This is a genomic window from Candidatus Neomicrothrix sp., assembly GCF_035329545.1.
GTDB classification, from domain to species: Bacteria; Actinomycetota; Acidimicrobiia; order Acidimicrobiales; family Microtrichaceae; genus Microthrix; species Microthrix subdominans.
The window spans coordinates 1-18,684 of sequence record NZ_DAOLGP010000052.1; the positions used below are offsets into that span (position 1 = coordinate 1).

The following is an 18,684-nucleotide window of genomic DNA, read 5'->3' on the forward strand; positions in this document are numbered from 1 at the left end:
AGCTTGCGCACGTTCTTGCCGGACGGGCGGGCCTTCAGCTCGATGCCGGTGTTCAGCAGGTCGTGGGGATCGGTGAGCGACAGCGATCCCTCGCCGCCGGGGAACAGGGTGGAGAACAGCGCCTCGAAGTGCCCGGCCACGTCTGCATAGGCGGCGGCGAACACCGACACGATCTCGTCGTCGACCGCCTTGATGATCTTGGACAGCTCCCGGCGCGACGAGCGCACGTCTTCCAACTGGGCGCCGAGAAACTCGTGGCGCTCGGACAGCTCGGCGAACTCGGCCACCGCCAGCGGGTTGATCGGGCCCATCAGCCGCAGCTCGCGCTCGAGCACCCGCAGCTGCTCGGCGCCGCTGATCCCCTCGGGCAGCTCGGGCGCGGGGGCGGCCTCGGCCACCTCCGGCTCCACGTCCAGTTCGGTTCGGGCCTGTTCGGTCAGCGTCTCGAGGCGCAGGCGCAGCTCCGCATCGGCCACCTCGGCCTGGTGGCGGCGTTCGCCCAGCTCGTTCAGCGAGCGTTCGGTGGAGCTTCGCTCGGAGCGCAAGCGCTCGAGCTCGCCGGTGACCGCCCGGGCCTGCTCGCTCTGTTGGCGCCGGGCCTCGCGCACGCCGACCAGGTCGGTCTCGACGACCGCCAGCCGCTTGGCGACGAACACGGCCAGGCGTTCGGTCGCCTCGGCCCGTGCGTCCAGCTCGACGCGACGCTCGGCGGCGGCCTCCGCCTCGGCGCGGTTGCGCTCCAGTCGGTCGCGCACCGACACTCGACGGTCGGTCAGCATGCGGCGACGCTCCTCCACCCCCGCCGCCCGCACTTCCAGCTCGCGGCGCAGCGCAGCGGTGGCGCCGGCCCGTTCGTCCAGCCGGGCCCGGGCCTCGCCCATCGCCCGCTCGCGTTCGGCCAGGTGGGCCTCCTCGGCCTCCAGCGCAGGCAGCGCCCGTTCCAGCTCGAGTCGCCGGGCGGCGTCGGCCTGCGAGCGTTCGGCGAGCTCGGCCGCCTCCGCGTCGAGGCGTACCAGTTCGGCGTCGGCCTCGCTTGCGGCTGCGGTGGCCCGCTCGGCCTCGCGCTCGGCCGACGTGCGGGCAGCCTTGGCCCGGTCGCGGGCCCGCTCGGCGTCGCGCAGCACAGCGTCGGCCTCCGACGCCGAGGTCCTGGCGGCGACCAGCGCCGCCTTGGCCTGCTCGTCGACCGCCTGGGTCCGCTCGGCGTGCCCTTCGGCCTCTTCGAGCGCAGCACCGGTCGCTTCGGTGGTCGAGGTGCCAATCCGCCAGCCGGAGACGCCGAAGCGGTCGCCGTCGCGGGTGACGACCACCCGGCCGGGGTGCGCGAGTGCCACGTCGGCGGCGACGCGCCAACCGCCGTCGACGCACACCGCCCCGCCGAGCAGGGCGTCCAACAGCGCGTCCACGCCTCGACCTGCGGCTTGGGAGCCGGCCCGCACGTGGGAGCGCACCGACGACGTGGTGGCGATCGCCGAATCGTGGTCGCCTCCGGGCGCCGCACCGAGGGCGAGCACCGCACCGGCGCCGCCCTCCGCGCTGAGCGCGTCGAGCGCTCTGCGGGCCGCTTTGGGGTCGGCCATCACCACCGACGAGAGCGAGTCGCCGGCGGCGGCCTCAAAGGCGGCCTCCCAACCGGCGTCCACCTCGATGACGTCGAGCAGCGTGCCGATGTAGCCCTCCACCTGGGCGATGCGCTCGGCCCCGGCCCGGCTGCGGGCGGCATCGAGAGCCTGAGCCAGAGCCTTGGAACGGGCCGTCCACCCGGCGCGCTCGTTGGCGGCGTCGCGGGCGGCCTCGTCGGCCTTGGCCAGCGCGCTGCGAGCGGCGTCCCGATCGGCCTCGGCGGTGACAACCGCGGCGTCGTGGTCGGCCTCGCCCAGCGCCAGCTGGGCCTCGGCGGTGGCGATCTCCTCGGCGAGGCGCAATCGTCGTTGGGTCAACTGCTCGCGCCGGCTGGTCAGCCGCTGCGCATCGCGCTCCTGGGCGTCGATGGCGCGGCCCAACGCGGCCAACTCACCGCGCACTCCGGCGGCGTCGCCGCTCGGCTTGGGCACCCCATCACCCCAGGTGGCCTCGAAGTCGGTTCGGGCGATCGACAGCGCCTGCTCGGCGCGGCGCCACTCGTCGTCGGCATCCTCCAACGCGTGGGTGGCGGTATCGACCCCGGCGATGTCCAGGTCGAGCTGGGCGCCCTCGGCCTCAAGCGCAGCGATCACGCCCTCGTCGATGAACGACTCGCGTTCACGTTCCAGGTTGCGGCGACGCTCGGCCAGCAATGCGCCCTGGCCGCGCGCCCGCTCGCGCAGCGCCTCGTATCGGGTCAACCAGCCGGAGTGGTCGGCCTCGCCCGAGGCGGCCAGTTCGGCCTCGGCGGCGACCACCCGGGCGTCGAGGTCGGCCAGGGCGGCCCGCAACCGCTGATCCTCGGTGCGCATGGCAGCACCGTCGGCGGCCCGCTCGGCCAGCTGGCGGCGCAACCCGGCCAGGCGCTTGCCCAGCAGGTGGATGCGCAGCGCCGACAGCTCGGCGGTGAGGTCGCCGTGACGCCGGGCCGCTTCGGCCTGACGCTCCAGCGGTCGCAGCTGACGGCGAACCTCGCGCAGCAGGTCGCTCACCCGGGTGAGGTTGGCCTCGGTCGAGGCCAACCGGCGCTCGGCCCGTTCCTTGCGGCGACGATGCTTGAGGATCCCGGCCGCCTCCTCGATGATCGCCCGGCGATCCTCGGCCTTGGCGTTGAGCACCGCATCGATCTGGCCCTGGCTGATGATGACGTGTTGTTGGCGGCCCACGCCGCTGTCCGACAGCAGATCCTGGATGTCGAGCAACCGACAGGCGGCGCCGTTGATCGAGTACTCGCTGTCGCCGGAGCGAAACAGCACCCGCTTGATCGTCACCTCGGCGAACTCGATCGGCAACATGCCCGCCGAGTTGTCGATCGTAAGCGACACCTCGGCCCGGCCCAGCGCCGAGCGGTTGTCCGCACCGGCGAAGATCACATCGTCCATCTTGGCCGAGCGCACCGCCGACGGCGCTTGGGCACCGAGAACCCAGCCGATGGCATCGACCACGTTGGACTTGCCCGAACCGTTGGGGCCGACCACGACGGTGACGCCGGGCTCCATCACCAGGGTGGTCGAGTCAGCGAAGGACTTGAACCCTTTCAGTTGCAGGCTCTTGAGGAACACCGGTGCTTAGACCTGGGTCTGCTCGCAATAGAACGTCCAGCCGTGGCCGTAGCGGCGCTTCACCACCGGTCCGCGGGCCCTCGGGCTCATCAGGCCGTCCTTGCGGTACACCGCCAGATACTCGCCGTAGCCGCCGGTCTTGCCGGACAGGTCCTCGAACGGCGGATCGTCGACGGCGGTGCCGCCGTACTTGATCGCATCGTGCATCGTCTCGACGACCGCCCGGTACAGGCGGCGGACCTCCTGGGCCGACAGCGACGCCGGGTTCCGGTCGAAGCGCAGGCCGGAGGTGAACAGGATCTCGTCGGAGTAGATCGGTCCGATCCCGACGAGGAACGTCTGGTCCATCAGGATCGACTTCAGCTTGCCGCTGCGGCGCAGCAGCGCATCGCCGAACGACACCCACGACACCGGGGTCGCCACGACGTCCATGCCCAGCGCGGTGGCGTCGGGCAGGGTGGTGAGGTCCTCCTGGGCCAGCAGCCGCACCTCGCAGGTCTTCTCCGGATCGTTGAGCCGGATCGGTTTGCCCTGCGTGAACGAGATCACCAGATCGGACTCGGGCTCGGGCCGGGGCGGCGACGAGTCGGTCTTGCGGGACTTCGACTTGGCCTTCTCCGGAATGTCCTTGCGCAGCCACGAGCCGGCGCCAAGGCGGATCGTCATCGCCTGACCGCCGGCCAAGCGGAAGACGAGGTAGGGCCCGAGCCGTTCGACGTTGGACACCTTGATGCCTTCGGTGCCTTCGGTCAGCTCCTTCTCGGTGGTCTCCACCAGCAGCTTGGGCCGGTGGACGGCGATCGAGGCGATCTTCTTGCCGCCCGCCTCACGCTCGAGATCTCGCCGGATCACTTCGTACTCGGGTAATTCCATGGGCTCTCCGTTCATCGCTGTTGCCCTGGGAGGATGCTCGTGCCCCGTCAGCGGGGGCTGCTTGCCCTGGGATGGAAGGTGTTGATCTGTCGGCTGGCGTTCTGGGTGCTGATACTCGCGGTACTGGGCGTCTCGCGCCACCGCAACCACTACTCCGGTGTCTCCAGGGCCCCGAGTGCGAGGCCGGCCGCTGCCTGTTCTGACTGTCGTTTCGAGTGCCCCGTGCCGGGCCCGAAGCGCCTGTCGCTGACCTCGACCGTAGTACTGAACTGCTTGCGGTGGTCGGGGCCGGAGGATTCGGTGTGGTAGCGAGGCTCGCCGAGACCTCGCGCCGCCGCCAACTCCTGCAGGTGGGATTTGGGATCGGCCAGCCCCAGGCGTTGGTCGAAGACCGGCTCCAGCAGGCCTGTCACCACCCGGCGTGCCGCCTCGAACCCACCGTCGAGATACACCGCTCCGATCAGGGCTTCGGTGGCATCGGCGAGGATCGAGGCCTTGTCCCGTCCCCCGCTGGTGTCCTCGCCCCGCCCGAGCCGCAGCGCCGATCCCACGTCGATCCGTCGGGCCGCTTCGGCCAGCGTCGTCTCGTCGACCAGCTCGGCCCGGGCACGGGCCAGGCGACCCTCGGCCTGTTCGCTGCGGCGCCGATACAGCGCATCGGTGATGACCAACCCGAGCACCGAGTCGCCGAGAAACTCCAGGCGTTCGTTCGACTCGGCCAGCTGCTCCTCGGCGAACGCCGAGCGGTGCACCAGAGCTAGACGAAGCAGCTGAACGTTGGCAAAGTCGTGGCCCAGCCGCTGGGCCAAGGCTCGGGCTGCGCCCTTTTGATCACGATTCGGTCGACGGCTGCCCACGGTGCGGGATCGCTGCGCGATGGCGGCGCTCAGGATCCCATCCGAGCCATGACGTAGTCGACGGCATCGCGCACGGTGAGCAGGTCGACCAGGTCCTCGTCGTCGAAGAGCACCGCGCAGGAACGCTCGGCTAGCTCGTCCTCGAGCACCTCGACCAACTCGACGAGGGCGAGGCTGTCGGTGTGAAGGTCCTCGGCGAAGCGGTCATCCTCGCCGATCGCGTCGACATCGGACTCCATGATGTCGGCCAGCTGCTCCTTGACGAGTTGCAGCACTGCGTCACGGTCGAGCGACTGGCGTTCCATATGTGTCTCGGCGGGCACCGCTGCCTCCATCTGGTCGACAGGCTGGTCGGTGACGAGCCCGTGGTGACGAGTACCTGTGAACGGCCCGCCGGGTAAACGGGCCCTTCATCGGAGGGGCGACCTTACTACCGTTGGCCGTCACCGGTTTCGACCGGGCCCAGACCGGGCTGGCCTGGCTCCCGAGTCGGAGGCACTGCGGCTCCACTCCTGCCAGCCCCGGCGACAAATCGGGCGGCCCCCTCGAGGGTCTCGCCGCTGTGCAGCGTCGCCAACCCCAGCCGGGTCTCGTTGGCCAGCGCATCGTCGAGGCCGAGGCCCCACTGCTCGTAGCTGGAACGCCGATCGTTGCGCAGGCACTGCTGCGGAAACTCGGCGATCGACGCCGCCAGCTCGAGCGCGGCGTCGAGCGCCGATCCCGGCGCGCACGTGCGGTTGGCCAGGCCCCACTCCCCCGCCTCCACCCCGGAGATCCCCCGGCCGGTGAGGATCATGTCCGACGCCCGGCTCTGGCCGATCAGACGAGGCAACCGCACCGTGCCGCCATCGACCAGGGGCACCCCGAAGCGGCGGCAGTACACGCCGAAGGTGGCGTCGGTGGCCGCCACCCGCAGGTCACACCACAGCGCCAGTTCGAGCCCGCCGGCGACGGCGAAGCCCTCGACTGCGGCGATCACGGGCTTGTCGAGCAGCAGCCGCGTGCAGCCGAGCGGCGCCGGTGCGTCGGGGTCGTCGGACACCCGGTTGCCGTCGCCCGTGCCGATCGCATGCAGGTCGGCCCCGGCGCAGAAGTTGCCGCCGGCACCGGTCAACACGGCCACGTCGAGGCCTCCGTCAGCATCGAAGGCGACAAACGCCCGGTGCAATTCGTCGGCGGTCGTGCGGTCGACGGCGTTGCGGCGCTTCGGGCGGTCGATGGTGACCACCAGGGTCCGGCCGGTGGTCTCTGTGGCTATGCCCATGGCGTCCACAGTGTCACGGTTCTCTGGGTCACGGTTCTCTGGGTCACGGTTCTCTGAGTCACGGTTCTCTGGGTCACGGCGCCGCGGCGCCGCCTTCCGATCTACCATCGGCCTGGCACCCGCCGGCTCGTGACGCAGCATGGACGGTGGGAGTGGGGCGCTGAGCATCGGGGAGTTCACGTGGTCAACATCAACCGTCGGTTCTTTTTGGCCGGGTCGGCCGGACTGGCCGGGGCGCTGGCCATGACGTCGTGCACCACCGAGAGCAACAGCGCCTCCGGCGATCCGCTGCCCGATGTGTGCAACGACGGCGCAGGCTGTGCATCCATGCCGACACCGGGAGCGGCACCCGGCGACGACGGGCTGATCGACGAGGCGGTCTACCAGCGGCGCGTCGACGAGTACCTGGCCTTCGCCACCACCGAGTTCGACGCCGGCAACGCCACCGGGGTCGCGGGCCACCTCATCCGGGCTCGACGCGATCCCGACTACCGCTGGAACGTCGAGGCGGTCACCGTCGACTCGCTTGCGGACACCTGGACCAAGATCGACGGATGGGAGGACACCCGCGACTTCGACCTCATGTATCTGCTGTGGCTCCTCCGGCTCGGCACCGACGGCGGGGACTCGTCCAAGGCTCCACCCTCCAACACTGCATCAGCGAATGCTGCATCGTTCAACGCCGGGATGACCACGCTCGCCCCGGACGTCATCGAGGCGATCGAGCAGCGGCTGGTCGACAACCGCTATCGCTATGACGACCCCAACCCGAACAGCCGGGTGGACAACCTCTGGTACTGGTCGGAAAACCACATCATCATCGGGCTGGTCATCGAGTACCTGGCCGGCCGGCACCTGTCGGAGGAGACCTTCACGATCACCGGCCTGGCCGGCGCCGAGCACTCCGAGCGCGCCAAGCCTGGGATTCTCAAGTGGATCGACGAACGGGCCCGGTTCGGCTTCTTCGAGTGGCACTCCAACGTGTACATGCTGAAGAACATCACCCCGCTGGTCACGCTGATCGAGCTGGGCGGGGACGAGGAGCTCGCCGTTGCAGCCGCCATGGCATTGGACCTATGCCTCGTCGACCTGGCCGCCCACACCCACGCCGGCAGCTACACCGCACCGCGGGGTCGCACCTATAAGAAGGACAAGATGACCTCGCGGGACGAGGCCACGTTCGGCGTGTCCAAGTTCCTCTTCGACGACACCGACTTCGGCTTTCAGAATCACACCGACACCGGCACCACCTACCTGTGCGCCGCCACCTCCTACCGTCCGCCCCGGGCCGTCGTCGACATGGCGGTCGCCGAGGCACCCGGGGTCGTGCGCGAGCGGCACGGCATCTTGGTCGACGACGCCGCCCCGGTGACCACAAACCCCGAGGCGCCCTTTGGCTACGACTTCGACGATGCGGCCAACCTGTCGTTCTGGTGGAGCCTGGGAGCTGTGGGCACCTGGCAGGTGGCCGGCATCGGCGTGGCCCAAGCCGAGCGTTACAACCTGTTCGAGGTGCCGCTTCTCGAGCAGGTCAAGGCGCTGGTCGACCTCAACGGCGGCGACATCGATCGGATACGTCCCTGGCTCCAACAGAACCACAACATCGTCAACTTCGGTTTCCTGTCCGAGGCCAACACCTATGCGTGGCGAGGCGACGACGTGTCGCTCGCCTCGGTGCAGGACCACCGCTTCGGGGCGATGAGGGACCAGGCTCACAGCTGGCAGGCCGCCATCGATGCCGACGCGCTTGTCTTCACCAACCATCCGGTAACCGACCGGGACGAGAGCACCGACTGGGACGACGATGGCCGGCCCGGCTACTGGACCGGCGAGGCGTCGATGCCCCGATCGGCCCAATACGAGCGAGCGGCGATCCACATCTACCAACCGGCGTGGGACGAGGGCACCGACGAGCTGTTGTGGACCGTGTTCGGCTACCAGCCCCTCACCCACGCGTTCGTACCCCAGGACCGCTTCGACGAGGTGACCCAGGACGACCACTGGACCATCGCCCGCAAGGGCGACGGCTGGATCGCCCTGTGGTCATGGCGCAAGCCGACCTGGCGCGACACCGATCCGGCCAAGTTTGCCACCGATGCGATGACCAAGCCCTTCGACCTGGTTGCCGAGGGCGGGCCCGAAAACGTCTGGATCGCCGAGGTGGGCGAGGCCGCCGACGGCGGCTTCGACGAGTGGAAGGAGTCGATCCTGGCTTCCCGGCCGACGGTCGACCGAAGCGACGACGGCTTCACCGTCGGCTACGACTCAACGTCTGCCGGGGCTCTGGGGTTCGGCTCGACCGCACCCTTCACCGTCGGAGGCATTGAGGTGTCGCTGGCCGACTACCCGCGCCACGAGTCGGCGTTCGGCACGGTCGACCACCTGGACACCACGCACGAGTTTGCCACCGACTCGGCCACGTTGAGCCTCGACTTCGACGCGCGGACGCGCACCGTCGGCCTCAAGTAGGTCGTCAGCGCGGCGCCGACCACCGGCGCAGCCCGGGTTACGCCAAGAACGCCGCCATTGCACCCACAATGGCGGCGAGCGCGCCTACCAACGATACGACGATCACCACTATCCGGTTCTGAAACTGCCGGAGCCCGGCCTCGAAGCTGACCCGAAGCTCGGCGATCGCGTTCTCCATCGACGCCATGTCACCGCTGTGCCCCTGTTGCATCGACGCCATGTCACTGCGGAGGTTCTTCTCCATCGACGCCATATCGCCACGGATACCCATCTCCATCGACGCCATGTCGCCACGAATCCGTTGCTCCGCAGCGGCCCATTCGAGGCGCAGCTTGAGGGTCAGGGTCTCGCTCTGAGCATCGAGATCGCTTTTGGTGGCGACATCCGCCCAGCCGACCGGTGGAAGTAGCTCCATCATGGTGGCAGCGTGCTCCCTTCCCAGGACCGAGTTGGCTCGTTCCTGCAAAGCGTAGCGGTCCTCATTGGTGATCGTCATCGGGCGTCTCCCGTCGTCAGCCGAACCTCACGAAGAGGCCTCCGGAGCCTCCGACCGGGCAACGCGATCGATATCAACACGACAAAGCGTTGCAACGCGGTCAACGGTACCGACGCCCTGTGACAGCCAGGATGTAGATGCGCGGCCCGACCGACTGCCCGCAAGTACTCACAAGCGCAAACTAGATCTGGGTGCTCACCGGGCCAGCCAGCTCGGTGGCCGGGCCGAACAACCTCGGCCGAGCATCACACTCCCGCCGCTGATGCAGGCGGGCCGGGCCGAACAGGTTCAGCTGACTTCAATCGCCTGACGACCGTGGTACCAACCACAGTTGGAGCACACCGTGTGGGGCCGCTTTGGGGTGTTGCAGCGATCGCACAGCGAGCGAGGCGCCGACTCGAGACGCCAGTTGGACGCCCGACGGGTACGGCTCTTCGCCTTGGAGGTCTTGCGCTTGGGAACAGCCATGGGAACACCTTCAGTCGGGGGCGCCGGGCACCATTGCGGGGGTGCGGGCTACGGCCAGCCGACCACGTTACCGTCCCGCCGTCCCGCCGTGCACCTCGGCGGTCCAAACGCCCGGTTCACTCGTCGGGGTGGAGCTCCGAGAGGGCGGCCCACCGGGGGTCGGGTGGAGGTGCTTCGTCGTCGTCAGCCTTGTCCTCGACCGTGACCGGGTAGGCCTCCGGGTCTGGGCCCATGCAGTCGTCGCTGCACAGCGGTGCCATCGGCAACGCGAGCACCACGGCGGCCCGCACCGCCTCGGTGAGGTCGATGCGGTCGTCCTCGATCGCCAGCTCGCCATCGAGGGGCATCGTCCGCGCCACCTCATCGATGTCGCCGATCGTCATCCCCGAGACCGGCTCGAGGCAGCGACGGCACTCGCCCTCCCATGGGGCCTCGGCCTCGCCGGTGATCACCACGGCGTCCGAGAGGGCCTCCAGGCGCAGGGCAACCGTGGCTTCGGCCCCGTCGGCCAGCCGGGTGCCCAACACCTCCGCACCGTCGAGCGCCACCGCCCCCTCAACCTCGTCGACGTTGCCGACCCGCCGCCGCAGCTCGGCGACCGGCACCAGCAGCGGCCCATGGGCGGGGCGGCCGCTACTGCTGCGACTCACGTTCGGCATCCATGGCGTCCTGGTCGAAGAACAGTGCCTCCGACAGCGAGTCCTCTTCCTGAGGCGCCAGCTGCGCCTCTGCCAGGGAGGTGGCCGACAACTTCTGGCGTCCGGCGCCCACCGCTCGGGTGATGCGCTCCAGCACGATCTCAAAGCTGGCCAGCTTCTGGTCGCAGTAGTCCTCGACCTCGTGGTGCATGCGCCGGGCTTCGGCCTCGGCGTCCTCGGTCACCTTGCGAGCATGCTGCTCGGCCGCCTTCACCACCTCGGTGCGCTGCACCATGTGGGCCACCCTCGCCTTGGCGTCGGAGATGATCTCCTCACCGTCCCGCCGGGTCTTGGCGAGAAACTCGTCGCGCTCCTTCAACAGCCATCGGGCGGCGCGCAGCTCGTCGGGCAGGCGGGCCACGCCGTCGTCGAGCAGCTCGAGGATCTCGTCTTTGTTGATGCGCACCGACGCCGACATCGGCAGGCCGGGAGCGGCCTCGATCAGGTCGACCACCCGGCGCAGCAGCTGCTCGGTGCGGGGCATCGTGTAGCCCGCCGTATCGAGCGGCTCCTCGGCGAAGTCGACGCTCAGGTCGTCGGCCGGCGCGTCGTCGAGGTAGTCGCTCGCCGTGTACTGCCGGTGCTCACCCGAGGCCAGGGGGCGGGTGTCGTAGGCATCGTCGTCCTGGTAGCCCTCGTCAAAGCTCACGCCGTCGTTCATGTGTGAATCTCCTCGTTCGATTCGGTGAATCGTTGGTGCAAGGCGTCCGCCACCGCCGGGGGGACCATCCCCGAGATCTCGCCGCCGAAGCGGGCGATCTCGCGGATCAGCTTGGAGGCCAGAAACGAATGCGAACTGGCCGACGGGATGAACAAGGTATCCACCCCGGAAATCGTGGTGTTGGTCTGGGCCATCTGCAGTTCGGACTCGAAGTCCGACACCGCCCGCAGGCCCTTGACGATGAAGCTGGCCTCCACCTCCTTGGCCAGATCAACCACCAGGCTGGAGAAGCTGGTCACCTCGACGTTGTCCAGATGGGCGAGGCTGGCCGCGATCAGCCTGCTTCGCTCGGCCAGGTCGAACAGCCCCGACCGCTTCTGGGGGTTGTGCAGGGTGGCGACCACCACCCGGTCGAAGAGGCGGGAGGCGGTTTCGACGATCTCCACGTGTCCGTTGTGGATGGGATCGAACGAGCCGGGATAGAGCACCGTGGTCACACGGCGATCGTAGCTGCGCGGGCCACCCCTTCGGGCGCCGCCTGGGACCGAACGTGCGAGGGGACCTCGCGCTCGGTGATCAGATGGCCGCGCCGGAGGGCTGATCGCTGCTCAGCACGGTGACCCAGGTGCCGCCGTAGCGTCGGGACCGCTGCCGCTTCCAGCCCTCGGGCGGTTCCGTCTCGACATCGCGTTCCACGACGGCCCACTCCACCGGCAGCGCGAGCCACAGCCGGTCCCATCCGTCCCAGCGATACGGCGGGTCGAGCAGCGCCACGTCCCAGCGCCGCTCGGTGGATGCCAGGTACGCGAGGGCGTCGCCCCGCACCACCTCGGCCCGCTCGGCCAGCCCGACCGTCGCCAGGTTGGCCTTGATCACCCGCACCGCCCTGGGGTCACGTTCGAGAAAGGTCACCGACTCGGCCCCTCGCGACAGGGCCTCGATGCCCAGGGCACCACTGCCGGCGAACACGTCGATCAGCGTGGCGTCCTGCACTAGGCCCAACGAGCCCAGCGAGTTGAACGTCGCCTCGCGCACCCGGTCACCGGTGGGCCGGGTGGCCGTCCCCGGCGGTGCCTCCAGGCGACGGCCGGCTGCGCTGCCCGCAACCACCCTCATCGAGGCGTCCTCGGGTCGACGTCATCGGCTTCCGGATCGGGCGCGGGTTGGAGCTCCAACGCCAGGGCGGCCCAACTGACCGACGGGTCGGTTTCGGAGGGTTCGATGCGACAATCGACGCGACGATGGGCGCCCAGTGCCTGCATCAGTCGGGGCACCTGGGACTCCAGGACGCCTGCGGCGATGACGAGGCCGCCGGTCCCGGCGAGCGCCCGCAGGGACGGGGCTACCGCCTCCAGCTCGCCGATCAACATGTTGGCGGCGACCACACGCGGTTCGTGCTGCGCAGGACCCGTTCGAACGCCTGCCAATGCCGTTGCGTCGGTCCCGGCCCACCGCACCCGGTCGGCGACCCGGTTGCGAAAGGCGTTGGTCAGGCCAACGTTCTCACCTCGGGGGTCGAGCTCGACCAGATCCACCCGAGCGGCTCCCAACAGCGCTGCTCCGATGCCGAGGATCCCTGAGCCGCTGCCCACGTCGACGACCGGCATCTTGTCGATCGGCAGGTCGGCGAGCAGCTCGAGGGCCATGCGGGTGCTCTGGTGCGATCCAGAGCCAAACGTGGCGCCGGGGTCGATCACCAGGTCGATCGTCCCGGCATCGGGGATCGCCTCCAGCCACGGCGGCCGCACGGCAAACGGTCCGGCCCGCCACACGCTGGCGTAATCACGCCAGGCGTCGAGTCCCTGGTCGTGGGCCACCGACGAGGTGCCCACGACGTCGGCGCCGTTGCGGCACAGCTCGGCGCCCAGCGTCTCCAGAAGTTCGGGAGCGGGCGGATCCACCCAGCTGATCACCCAGCGAACACCTTCGTCAGCTGTATCCCGTTCCTCCACCCCGTCGGGCGGCGGCACTGCGCCTGCGGCGCCACCCCACACCACGGCGGCGAGAACCTCGGCAGTCTCGTCGTCGGGCACCGCGATCGTCAGCTGGACGGCGGAGGGCGGTGCTTCGGCCGCAGAGGGCCGCCGTTCGGGGGGCATCTCGCTCGGCCAAGGGGCGGCGGCTGCTCCCGTTTCGGTCATCTGCCCATCGTCCCAAAGTCGCCGACCGGTCGCAGCATCGGCCTCGGGCCGCTCTCACGCTCAGCCGTAGATCGACAGGCGGTTCCCCAAGCCCGGCCCACCCGACTCATTTCCCAGCGGGGGCCGGCCGCACATGGCGGGGCGGGCGCCCCGGTGCCCCCTACCCACCCCCTGCAGGCCGCCAGGTGGCAGGATCATCCCATGGCATTCGGGCAGGCAGCCGGTCCACCGGCGGGTGGACGGCAGATGAGGGACCTGGAAGCGCTGATCGAGGCGGCGGGTCACAGCGATTTTCGCGACGCCCGGGGCCCGCTGGGGCTGACGCAGCGGCAGGCGAACGGCAAGTTCACCCGCGACGAGGCCGAGGCGCTGATCGGCCTGCTCGAGGCCCAGGCGGAGGGCCACGACGGACCGTTCGCGCCACCTCCGGATGACGAAGGAGCATCAGCGACACCCTCTGCCCCGCCCGAGCCCCGCCGGATCTCGCACGAGGAGCGCCAGAACGCCGAGGCGGGTTTGCGCCTTCGCGACGTGCCCGACGAGGTGCTGGCCGCCGAACTGCAACGACGCGGCTGGGCGGTCATCGGCCCGTGATCGCCCACGCGGTGATGGTGACGGTCGGTGCGATCATGGTGATCGTCGCGGTCGCCGACCTGGTCAACACCCTGGTCACCACGTCCAGCTCGCGTTCCAGCCACGTCAACATGTGGCCTTCGAGGATCGTCGCCCGGCACGCCTTCCTCGGGCTGCGCAGCATCGTCGCCCGCATCGGCGAGCACCGACCGGCCCGCGAGCGGCTGCTGGCCACATTCGGGCCGCTGCTGTTGCTGATCCTGCTGACGATGTGGGTGACGTTGCAGGTGGTCGGCTTCGGTCTGATCTGGGCCGGGATGCGGGGCATCAAGGGCACCACCTCGGTGTTCGGCCACGTCTACTACTCCGGCGTCTCGTTCTTCACGATCGGGTTCGGCGACGTGGTTCCCACCGACGTCCTGCCCCGCGCCGGGGTGCTCGTCGAGGGACTGCTGGGGGTGGTGACGACCGCCTTGGTCATCGCCTACCTGCCCATGCTGTACGCCGCCTACGCCACCCGCGAACGCCCGCTGAGCACGCTCGACGATGGTTCCGCCGGTCCGGTCACCCCGAACAGCCTCCTGTTCGCGTGGTCGCCGGATGCCAACCCCCAGTTGATCGACGCCAAGTTCGCCGACTGGGAAAGCTGGGCGGTCGACATCGCCGCATCTCACGGTGCCAGCCCGATGTTGCGCTTTTTTCGCAGCTACGACCGTCAGCACAACTGGCTGACCGCCCTGAAGCTGCTGACCGAAGCGGCGATGCGAGCCCAGCTGATCGTCGGCGCATCCAACGGCTCGTCGTTCTGGTTTCTTCGGAGGGCGGACATGATCTATCAGCTGATGGCCCACGGGACGGACCTGGATCCCTGGACCGAGGCGGTGCGGCCGACCGGCGAGCAGCACGAGCGCGACGTTCGCCAGATGTACGACCAGCTGTCCGCCCACGGCTTCGAGCTGGTGCCCTTCGAGGTGGCGCTCACCGAAGTGGCCAACATCCGCAACATGTACCGGCCGACGATGGCGTACCTCGACCACTGGCTGCTGTGCCCGGACGAGTTCTGGCCGCCGCAGACCGTCATCCAGCGGGTGCCCCCGGCCTGATCGTGGTGTGCGTCAGGATGTTCCAGTGAATTCGACATCACCTCAGGCCCCCGACGAGCAGCAGGATCGGCTCGACGCCACCGCTGCGGCGGCCACCGTGACCGGTTTGGTGATGGTCTATGACGCTGACGGTGGGGTGCGCGGCGAGCTGTCCTATGTTTGGGGCAAGCTTCGGCGCACCGCCCATTGTTCGTTGTGCTCGATCACCCACGGTCTGACCCGTGAACGCCGGTCGTGGACCAACTGGCGGGACGGGGTGCCCGTGCCGGTCACGGTGCTGCACCGCAACGAGCGCGACCCCGACGTCGAGGCGTTGTCGGGCGATCGCACCCCGTGTGTGCTCGCGCACGTCGACGGAGAACTCATCTACCTGCTCGGACCCGGGGAGCTGGATGCCTGCGACGGCGACCTCGACGTGTTCGAGCGGGTGCTTGCCGGCGCGCTCGACCGGTCCAACCTGGCGTTGGCCGACGCCTCCTGAGCCAAGCCGCTTGGGGGGCCACTTGCACTCGGCCCCGGTGGGTCACCGCCTGTACCCTCGGCCCATGCCCCGCCCGCCCGTCACGACTGCCGCCCGATGAGCGACGCCGAGACCAACCGCCTCACCCGTTTCAGCCACGGCGCCGGTTGAGGCTGCAAGCTCGCCCCCGGCGAGCTGGCGCAGGTGCTGCGCCCGATGCAGACCGAAACTCCGCCCGAGCTGCTGGTGGGAACCGCCACCGGCGACGACGCCGCAGTGTGGCGCCTCGACAACGAGCGAGCGCTCGTGTCGACCGCCGACTTCATCACACCCGTCGTCGACGATGCCCGCACCTGGGGCCGGGTGGCCGCCGCCAACGCTGTCTCCGACGTCTACGCGATGGGCGGACGTCCCCTGTTCGCCCTCAACCTGGTCGGCTGGAACACCGAAGCGCTGCCCATAGAACAGCTCCAGGATTTGCTCGCCGGCGCCAACGACATCGCCCAGGCCGGATCCTTCGTCATCGTCGGCGGCCACACGATCGATGACCCCGAGCCCAAGTTTGGGCTGTCGGTCACCGGCGAGGTGCACCCCGACCGGATCATGACCAATGCCGGGCTGCGTCCGGGCCAGGACATCATCCTCACCAAGCCGCTGGGCATCGGCGTGATCACCACCGCTATCAAGGCCGACACCGCACCGCAGGCGTCGGTCGACGCCGCCGTGGCGTCGATGACCCGCCTCAACGACGTGGCCTCGCAGGTGGCGCTCACCGCCGGAGCCACCGGCTGCACCGATGTCACCGGCTTCGGGCTTCTGGGCCACCTCGGCCGCATGGCCCTCGAGTCCAAGGTCACCGTCGTCATCGAGACCACCGCCGTCGGCTACCTCGATGGAGCGGTCGAGTTGGCGCGTGAGGGCATCATGCCCGGTGGCAGCCGCCGCAACCTGGCCTGGGCCAAGGGGCTGCTCGACCCGGGCGGCGCCGACGAGCTCACCCAGCTGCTGCTCGCCGACGCGCAGACCTCCGGCGGGCTGGTGTTCGGCGTCAACCCGGCCGCTACCCAGGACGTACTAGCCCGACTGGCCGAATCTGGCCACACCGCCGCCCGCATCGGCACCACCAACGAGCCAGCCCCGGAGGGCCACAGCATCGCCCTGCGGTAGCGGGAAAGGTCGTAGTGCTACAATGTGCGTCATGGAACAGGTCGGCGTGCGGGAGCTACGGCAGAACCTCAGCGTTTACCTACGCCAGATCCAGGATGACCAGCGGCCGCTCGAGGTAACCGACCGAGGTCGTCCCGTGGCGGTGCTGACGCCGTTGAGCCCGGCGGCTGACGAGTATGCGGCGCTCCAAGCTGCCGGGCGTCTCCGCCCCGCAGCGGCGAGTTGGTCGACGTATTCGATGCACACCAACGAGATCACGACCGAGGGCTCGGACGCACTCGAAGCCCTTCGGGAGGAACGTCTGTGAGGGTGGCGTACCTCGACGCTTCGGCCGTCGTGAAGCTGGTCATCCCCGAGGCCGAAAGCGCCCAACTGCTTGAGTTCGTGCGTGGGCTGGACCGGGCGATCAGCAGCGAACTCACGGTGATCGAGGTCGGTCGTGCTGCCGCCCGAGCGGACGGTAGTGCGGGGCTGAGCCGAGCCGCAGAGGTGTGCCGCCGTCTCGATCTTCAGCCGATCGATTCGCACATCATCGACCGCGCCCGACAGCTCAAGCCAGCGACAGTGCGCTCGCTCGACGCGATTCACCTGGCCAGCGCATTGGAGCCAAGGGTCGCTCCGTTGCTGGTCGCCTACGAGACCCGGCTGCTACAAGCTGCCAGCGACCACCAACTGGTCGTCGCATCTCCGGGCCGCTGAGCCGACTCTCGGATTCATCCGAGACGAACGAGTGTGGAACCTCCGACGGGTAGCGCACTCTATGGTTCACCCTCCTGACCACTTGGTTGCACCCCTCCGTCGACCAGCGCAGCGCCAATGGTCCCACCGACGACAGCCAGCGCCTGCGAGGGCGCAGGTTGCGACGGCCATGCCGTCGCCGACCAGGTGGTCGTGCCAACCACCAGCCCGTACGGCTCCAGCCTGGGCGCCTCATTCCACAGCCCGTCCAATAACATCCGCTGCTCGCTCGACGAAGAGCAGGCCCGTTGCGACGTCTACGAGAACACCTGGCTGCCGGCTCATACAAGCTCAACTGACCGACCACCTGCGTGGCCCCAGCGCCTAACGCAATTCGGCGAGGGAGAACCACACCAGCGACTGGATGAACGGCGGGCCCACCTTGGCGTTGTGGGGCCAGTTGCGCTTGATCAGGCTGGCCAGCTGCTTGACCTTGCGGGAGTTGACCGCAGCCTGGTTGGTGAACGACCGACGGCTACCGTCGGGGCGCTGTTGCACCCAGGTGCCCTGATCGCCGTTGACCTTGCCCGCCCACGACTTGATCTCGATCAGGTAGACGCCCTTGGGCGTGATGACCAGCGAGTCCACCTCGGCGATCGCACCGCCGTTGGTGAACTCGAAGTTGGTCCAACCGCGGTAGGGGTCCTGGTCGGGAAGCAGGGCGCGGAGAACCTCCTGTGCGCAGCCTCCCACTCGAACTGCGAGGGGCTCACCTGGTTCCACCGCTTCGACGTGCCGTCCACGATCCTCCCCGGCCGACCCTAGCGAGCTGTTGATGGTTCAGTGAAGCGACTGAGCCGAACTCGCGGCCGTGCTCCAGACGACCGAACCGGCGCCTCCACCACGGCCACGGCGCGGTCGGGTGATTGACCCCAATCGAATACGGGACCATCATCGGACCTACCACCGCCACCACGGCGGCATCACCCACACCCAACCGGTCACCAGCTGACGGAGCAGCCTCGATCCTGGGGTTTGCGATCACGGTTGGGCGGGCAGGTACTTAACAGTCAATGAAAGGACCGCCATCATGGCAATCGAACTACCTCCTCTCCCCTTCGCCCCGGACGCCTTGGAGAGCAAGGGACTGTCGAAAGAGACGATCGAGTACCACTACGGCAAGCACCATCAGGCCTACGTCACCAACCTCAACGGGATGATCGAGGGCACCGACAAGGCGGACCTGCCGCTTGAGCAGATCATCATGGAGGCCGACGGCGGCATGTTCAACAACGCCGCCCAGGTGTGGAACCACACGTTCTACTGGAACTGCCTGTCGCCCTCCGGCGGCGGCGAGCCGTCCGGCGAGCTCGGCGACGCCATCAACTCGGCGTTCGGTTCCTTCGACACGTTCGCCGACGAGTTCGCCACCGCCGCCAAGACCCAGTTCGGATCCGGTTGGGCCTGGCTGGTCGACGACGGCGGGCTGAAGGTGGAGAAGACGGCCAACGCCGACCTTCCCCTGAAGCACGGGGCGAAGGCGCTCCTCACCATCGACGTGTGGGAGCACGCCTACTACATCGACTACCGC

Annotated in this window: 21 protein-coding genes; 8 read left to right on the top strand and 13 right to left on the bottom strand. The window is 69.0% G+C overall.

What is annotated here, in order from left to right; all coding sequences use genetic code 11:
- From smc to PKD89_RS18435, 5 genes are all read right to left on the bottom strand, one after another.
- The coding region (smc, locus tag PKD89_RS18415) for a chromosome segregation protein SMC (protein ID WP_324332758.1) at positions 1-3,185 on the bottom strand (3,185 nt) is incomplete at its 3' end.
- Positions 3,186-3,191: 6 nt separating this feature from the next.
- A complete protein-coding gene (locus tag PKD89_RS18420; protein WP_287377506.1) occupies positions 3,192-4,058 on the bottom strand; it encodes a DNA-formamidopyrimidine glycosylase family protein in 867 nt (288 codons plus the stop codon).
- A gap of 149 nt (positions 4,059-4,207) precedes the next feature.
- Positions 4,208-4,867, bottom strand: a complete 660-nt coding sequence (gene rnc / locus PKD89_RS18425) for a ribonuclease III (RefSeq protein ID WP_287377504.1) — start codon at positions 4,865-4,867, stop codon at positions 4,208-4,210.
- Positions 4,868-4,944: 77 nt separating this feature from the next.
- A complete protein-coding gene (locus PKD89_RS18430) occupies positions 4,945-5,238 on the bottom strand; it encodes an acyl carrier protein (RefSeq protein ID WP_287377502.1) in 294 nt (97 codons plus the stop codon).
- Between the two features lie 107 nt (positions 5,239-5,345).
- Positions 5,346-6,179: a crotonase/enoyl-CoA hydratase family protein gene (locus tag PKD89_RS18435; RefSeq protein ID WP_289012145.1), complete on the bottom strand. Its 834-nt coding sequence runs from the start codon at positions 6,177-6,179 to the stop codon at positions 5,346-5,348.
- Positions 6,180-6,359: 180 nt separating this feature from the next.
- Here PKD89_RS18435 and PKD89_RS18440 point away from each other — a divergent pair, with 180 nt between their 5' ends.
- On the top strand, positions 6,360-8,648 hold the full coding sequence (locus PKD89_RS18440; protein WP_289012144.1) for a hypothetical protein: 2,289 nt from the start codon (positions 6,360-6,362) through the stop codon (positions 8,646-8,648).
- Positions 8,649-8,685: 37 nt separating this feature from the next.
- On the opposite strand, the gene PKD89_RS18445 is transcribed toward PKD89_RS18440, so the two are convergent.
- The 7 genes from PKD89_RS18445 to PKD89_RS18475 all read right to left on the bottom strand — a co-directional run bounded on the left by PKD89_RS18445 (position 8,686) and on the right by PKD89_RS18475 (position 13,112).
- Complete coding sequence (locus PKD89_RS18445; RefSeq protein WP_287377496.1) at positions 8,686-9,144, bottom strand: hypothetical protein; 459 nt, start codon at positions 9,142-9,144, stop codon at positions 8,686-8,688.
- A 288-nt stretch (positions 9,145-9,432) separates the two neighbouring features.
- Positions 9,433-9,612: a 50S ribosomal protein L32 gene (rpmF, locus tag PKD89_RS18450; RefSeq protein ID WP_287389397.1), complete on the bottom strand. Its 180-nt coding sequence runs from the start codon at positions 9,610-9,612 to the stop codon at positions 9,433-9,435.
- Between the two features lie 116 nt (positions 9,613-9,728).
- A complete protein-coding gene (locus PKD89_RS18455; protein WP_289012143.1) occupies positions 9,729-10,262 on the bottom strand; it encodes a YceD family protein in 534 nt (177 codons plus the stop codon).
- Positions 10,246-10,971, bottom strand: a complete 726-nt coding sequence (locus PKD89_RS18460) for a hypothetical protein (protein ID WP_287377489.1) — start codon at positions 10,969-10,971, stop codon at positions 10,246-10,248. Before PKD89_RS18460 ends, PKD89_RS18455 begins: the two co-directional genes overlap by 17 nt.
- Positions 10,968-11,468 (bottom strand): pantetheine-phosphate adenylyltransferase, encoded by a 501-nt coding sequence (gene coaD / locus PKD89_RS18465; protein ID WP_289012142.1) that lies wholly within the window; start codon positions 11,466-11,468, stop codon positions 10,968-10,970. The genes PKD89_RS18460 and coaD overlap by 4 nt, the downstream gene beginning before the upstream one ends.
- A 79-nt stretch (positions 11,469-11,547) precedes the next feature.
- Entirely contained in the window at positions 11,548-12,087 is a 540-nt protein-coding gene (rsmD, locus tag PKD89_RS18470; protein WP_287377485.1) for a 16S rRNA (guanine(966)-N(2))-methyltransferase RsmD, read from the bottom strand.
- Positions 12,084-13,112: a 50S ribosomal protein L11 methyltransferase gene (locus tag PKD89_RS18475; RefSeq protein ID WP_289012141.1), complete on the bottom strand. Its 1,029-nt coding sequence runs from the start codon at positions 13,110-13,112 to the stop codon at positions 12,084-12,086. Before PKD89_RS18475 ends, rsmD begins: the two co-directional genes overlap by 4 nt.
- 246 nt (positions 13,113-13,358) lie before the next feature.
- Between PKD89_RS18475 and PKD89_RS18480 the strand changes: the two genes are divergently transcribed.
- The 6 genes from PKD89_RS18480 (at position 13,359) to PKD89_RS18505 (ending at position 17,114) form a co-directional block, all read left to right on the top strand.
- On the top strand, positions 13,359-13,706 hold the full coding sequence (locus tag PKD89_RS18480) for a hypothetical protein (protein ID WP_289012140.1): 348 nt from the start codon (positions 13,359-13,361) through the stop codon (positions 13,704-13,706).
- Positions 13,703-14,788, top strand: coding sequence for a potassium channel family protein (locus PKD89_RS18485; protein ID WP_289012139.1), 1,086 nt, complete (start codon positions 13,703-13,705; stop codon positions 14,786-14,788). The genes PKD89_RS18480 and PKD89_RS18485 overlap by 4 nt, the downstream gene beginning before the upstream one ends.
- A 25-nt stretch (positions 14,789-14,813) precedes the next feature.
- A complete protein-coding gene (locus PKD89_RS18490) occupies positions 14,814-15,269 on the top strand; it encodes a hypothetical protein (RefSeq protein ID WP_289012138.1) in 456 nt (151 codons plus the stop codon).
- Positions 15,270-15,365: 96 nt separating this feature from the next.
- Positions 15,366-16,415 (top strand): selenide, water dikinase SelD, encoded by a 1,050-nt coding sequence (gene selD / locus PKD89_RS18495; RefSeq protein ID WP_287377473.1) that lies wholly within the window; start codon positions 15,366-15,368, stop codon positions 16,413-16,415.
- Between the two features lie 31 nt (positions 16,416-16,446).
- Positions 16,447-16,722: a type II toxin-antitoxin system Phd/YefM family antitoxin gene (locus PKD89_RS18500; protein WP_287377470.1), complete on the top strand. Its 276-nt coding sequence runs from the start codon at positions 16,447-16,449 to the stop codon at positions 16,720-16,722.
- 2 nt (positions 16,723-16,724) lie between these two features.
- Positions 16,725-17,114, top strand: a complete 390-nt coding sequence (locus PKD89_RS18505; protein ID WP_289012137.1) for a type II toxin-antitoxin system VapC family toxin — start codon at positions 16,725-16,727, stop codon at positions 17,112-17,114.
- A gap of 363 nt (positions 17,115-17,477) precedes the next feature.
- Here PKD89_RS18505 and PKD89_RS18510 read toward each other — a convergent pair whose 3' ends face one another.
- A complete protein-coding gene (locus tag PKD89_RS18510; protein ID WP_289012136.1) occupies positions 17,478-17,876 on the bottom strand; it encodes an NERD domain-containing protein in 399 nt (132 codons plus the stop codon).
- A 307-nt stretch (positions 17,877-18,183) separates the two neighbouring features.
- Between PKD89_RS18510 and PKD89_RS18515 the strand changes: the two genes are divergently transcribed.
- A partial coding sequence (locus PKD89_RS18515; protein ID WP_289012135.1) for a superoxide dismutase occupies positions 18,184-18,684 on the top strand: 501 nt, incomplete at its 3' end.

Coding starts and splice junctions, on each gene's coding strand:
- PKD89_RS18420 (WP_287377506.1), bottom strand. CDS start 4,058: ATGGAATTACCCGAGTACGAAGTGATCCGGCGAGATCTCGAGCGTGAG.
- PKD89_RS18435 (WP_289012145.1), bottom strand. CDS start 6,179: ATGGGCATAGCCACAGAGACCACCGGCCGGACCCTGGTGGTCACCATC.
- PKD89_RS18445 (WP_287377496.1), bottom strand. CDS start 9,144: ATGACGATCACCAATGAGGACCGCTACGCTTTGCAGGAACGAGCCAAC.
- rpmF (WP_287389397.1), bottom strand. CDS start 9,612: ATGGCTGTTCCCAAGCGCAAGACCTCCAAGGCGAAGAGCCGTACCCGT.
- PKD89_RS18460 (WP_287377489.1), bottom strand. CDS start 10,971: ATGAACGACGGCGTGAGCTTTGACGAGGGCTACCAGGACGACGATGCC.
- rsmD (WP_287377485.1), bottom strand. CDS start 12,087: ATGAGGGTGGTTGCGGGCAGCGCAGCCGGCCGTCGCCTGGAGGCACCG.
- PKD89_RS18475 (WP_289012141.1), bottom strand. CDS start 13,112: ATGACCGAAACGGGAGCAGCCGCCGCCCCTTGGCCGAGCGAGATGCCC.
- PKD89_RS18480 (WP_289012140.1), top strand. CDS start 13,359: ATGAGGGACCTGGAAGCGCTGATCGAGGCGGCGGGTCACAGCGATTTT.
- PKD89_RS18500 (WP_287377470.1), top strand. CDS start 16,447: ATGGAACAGGTCGGCGTGCGGGAGCTACGGCAGAACCTCAGCGTTTAC.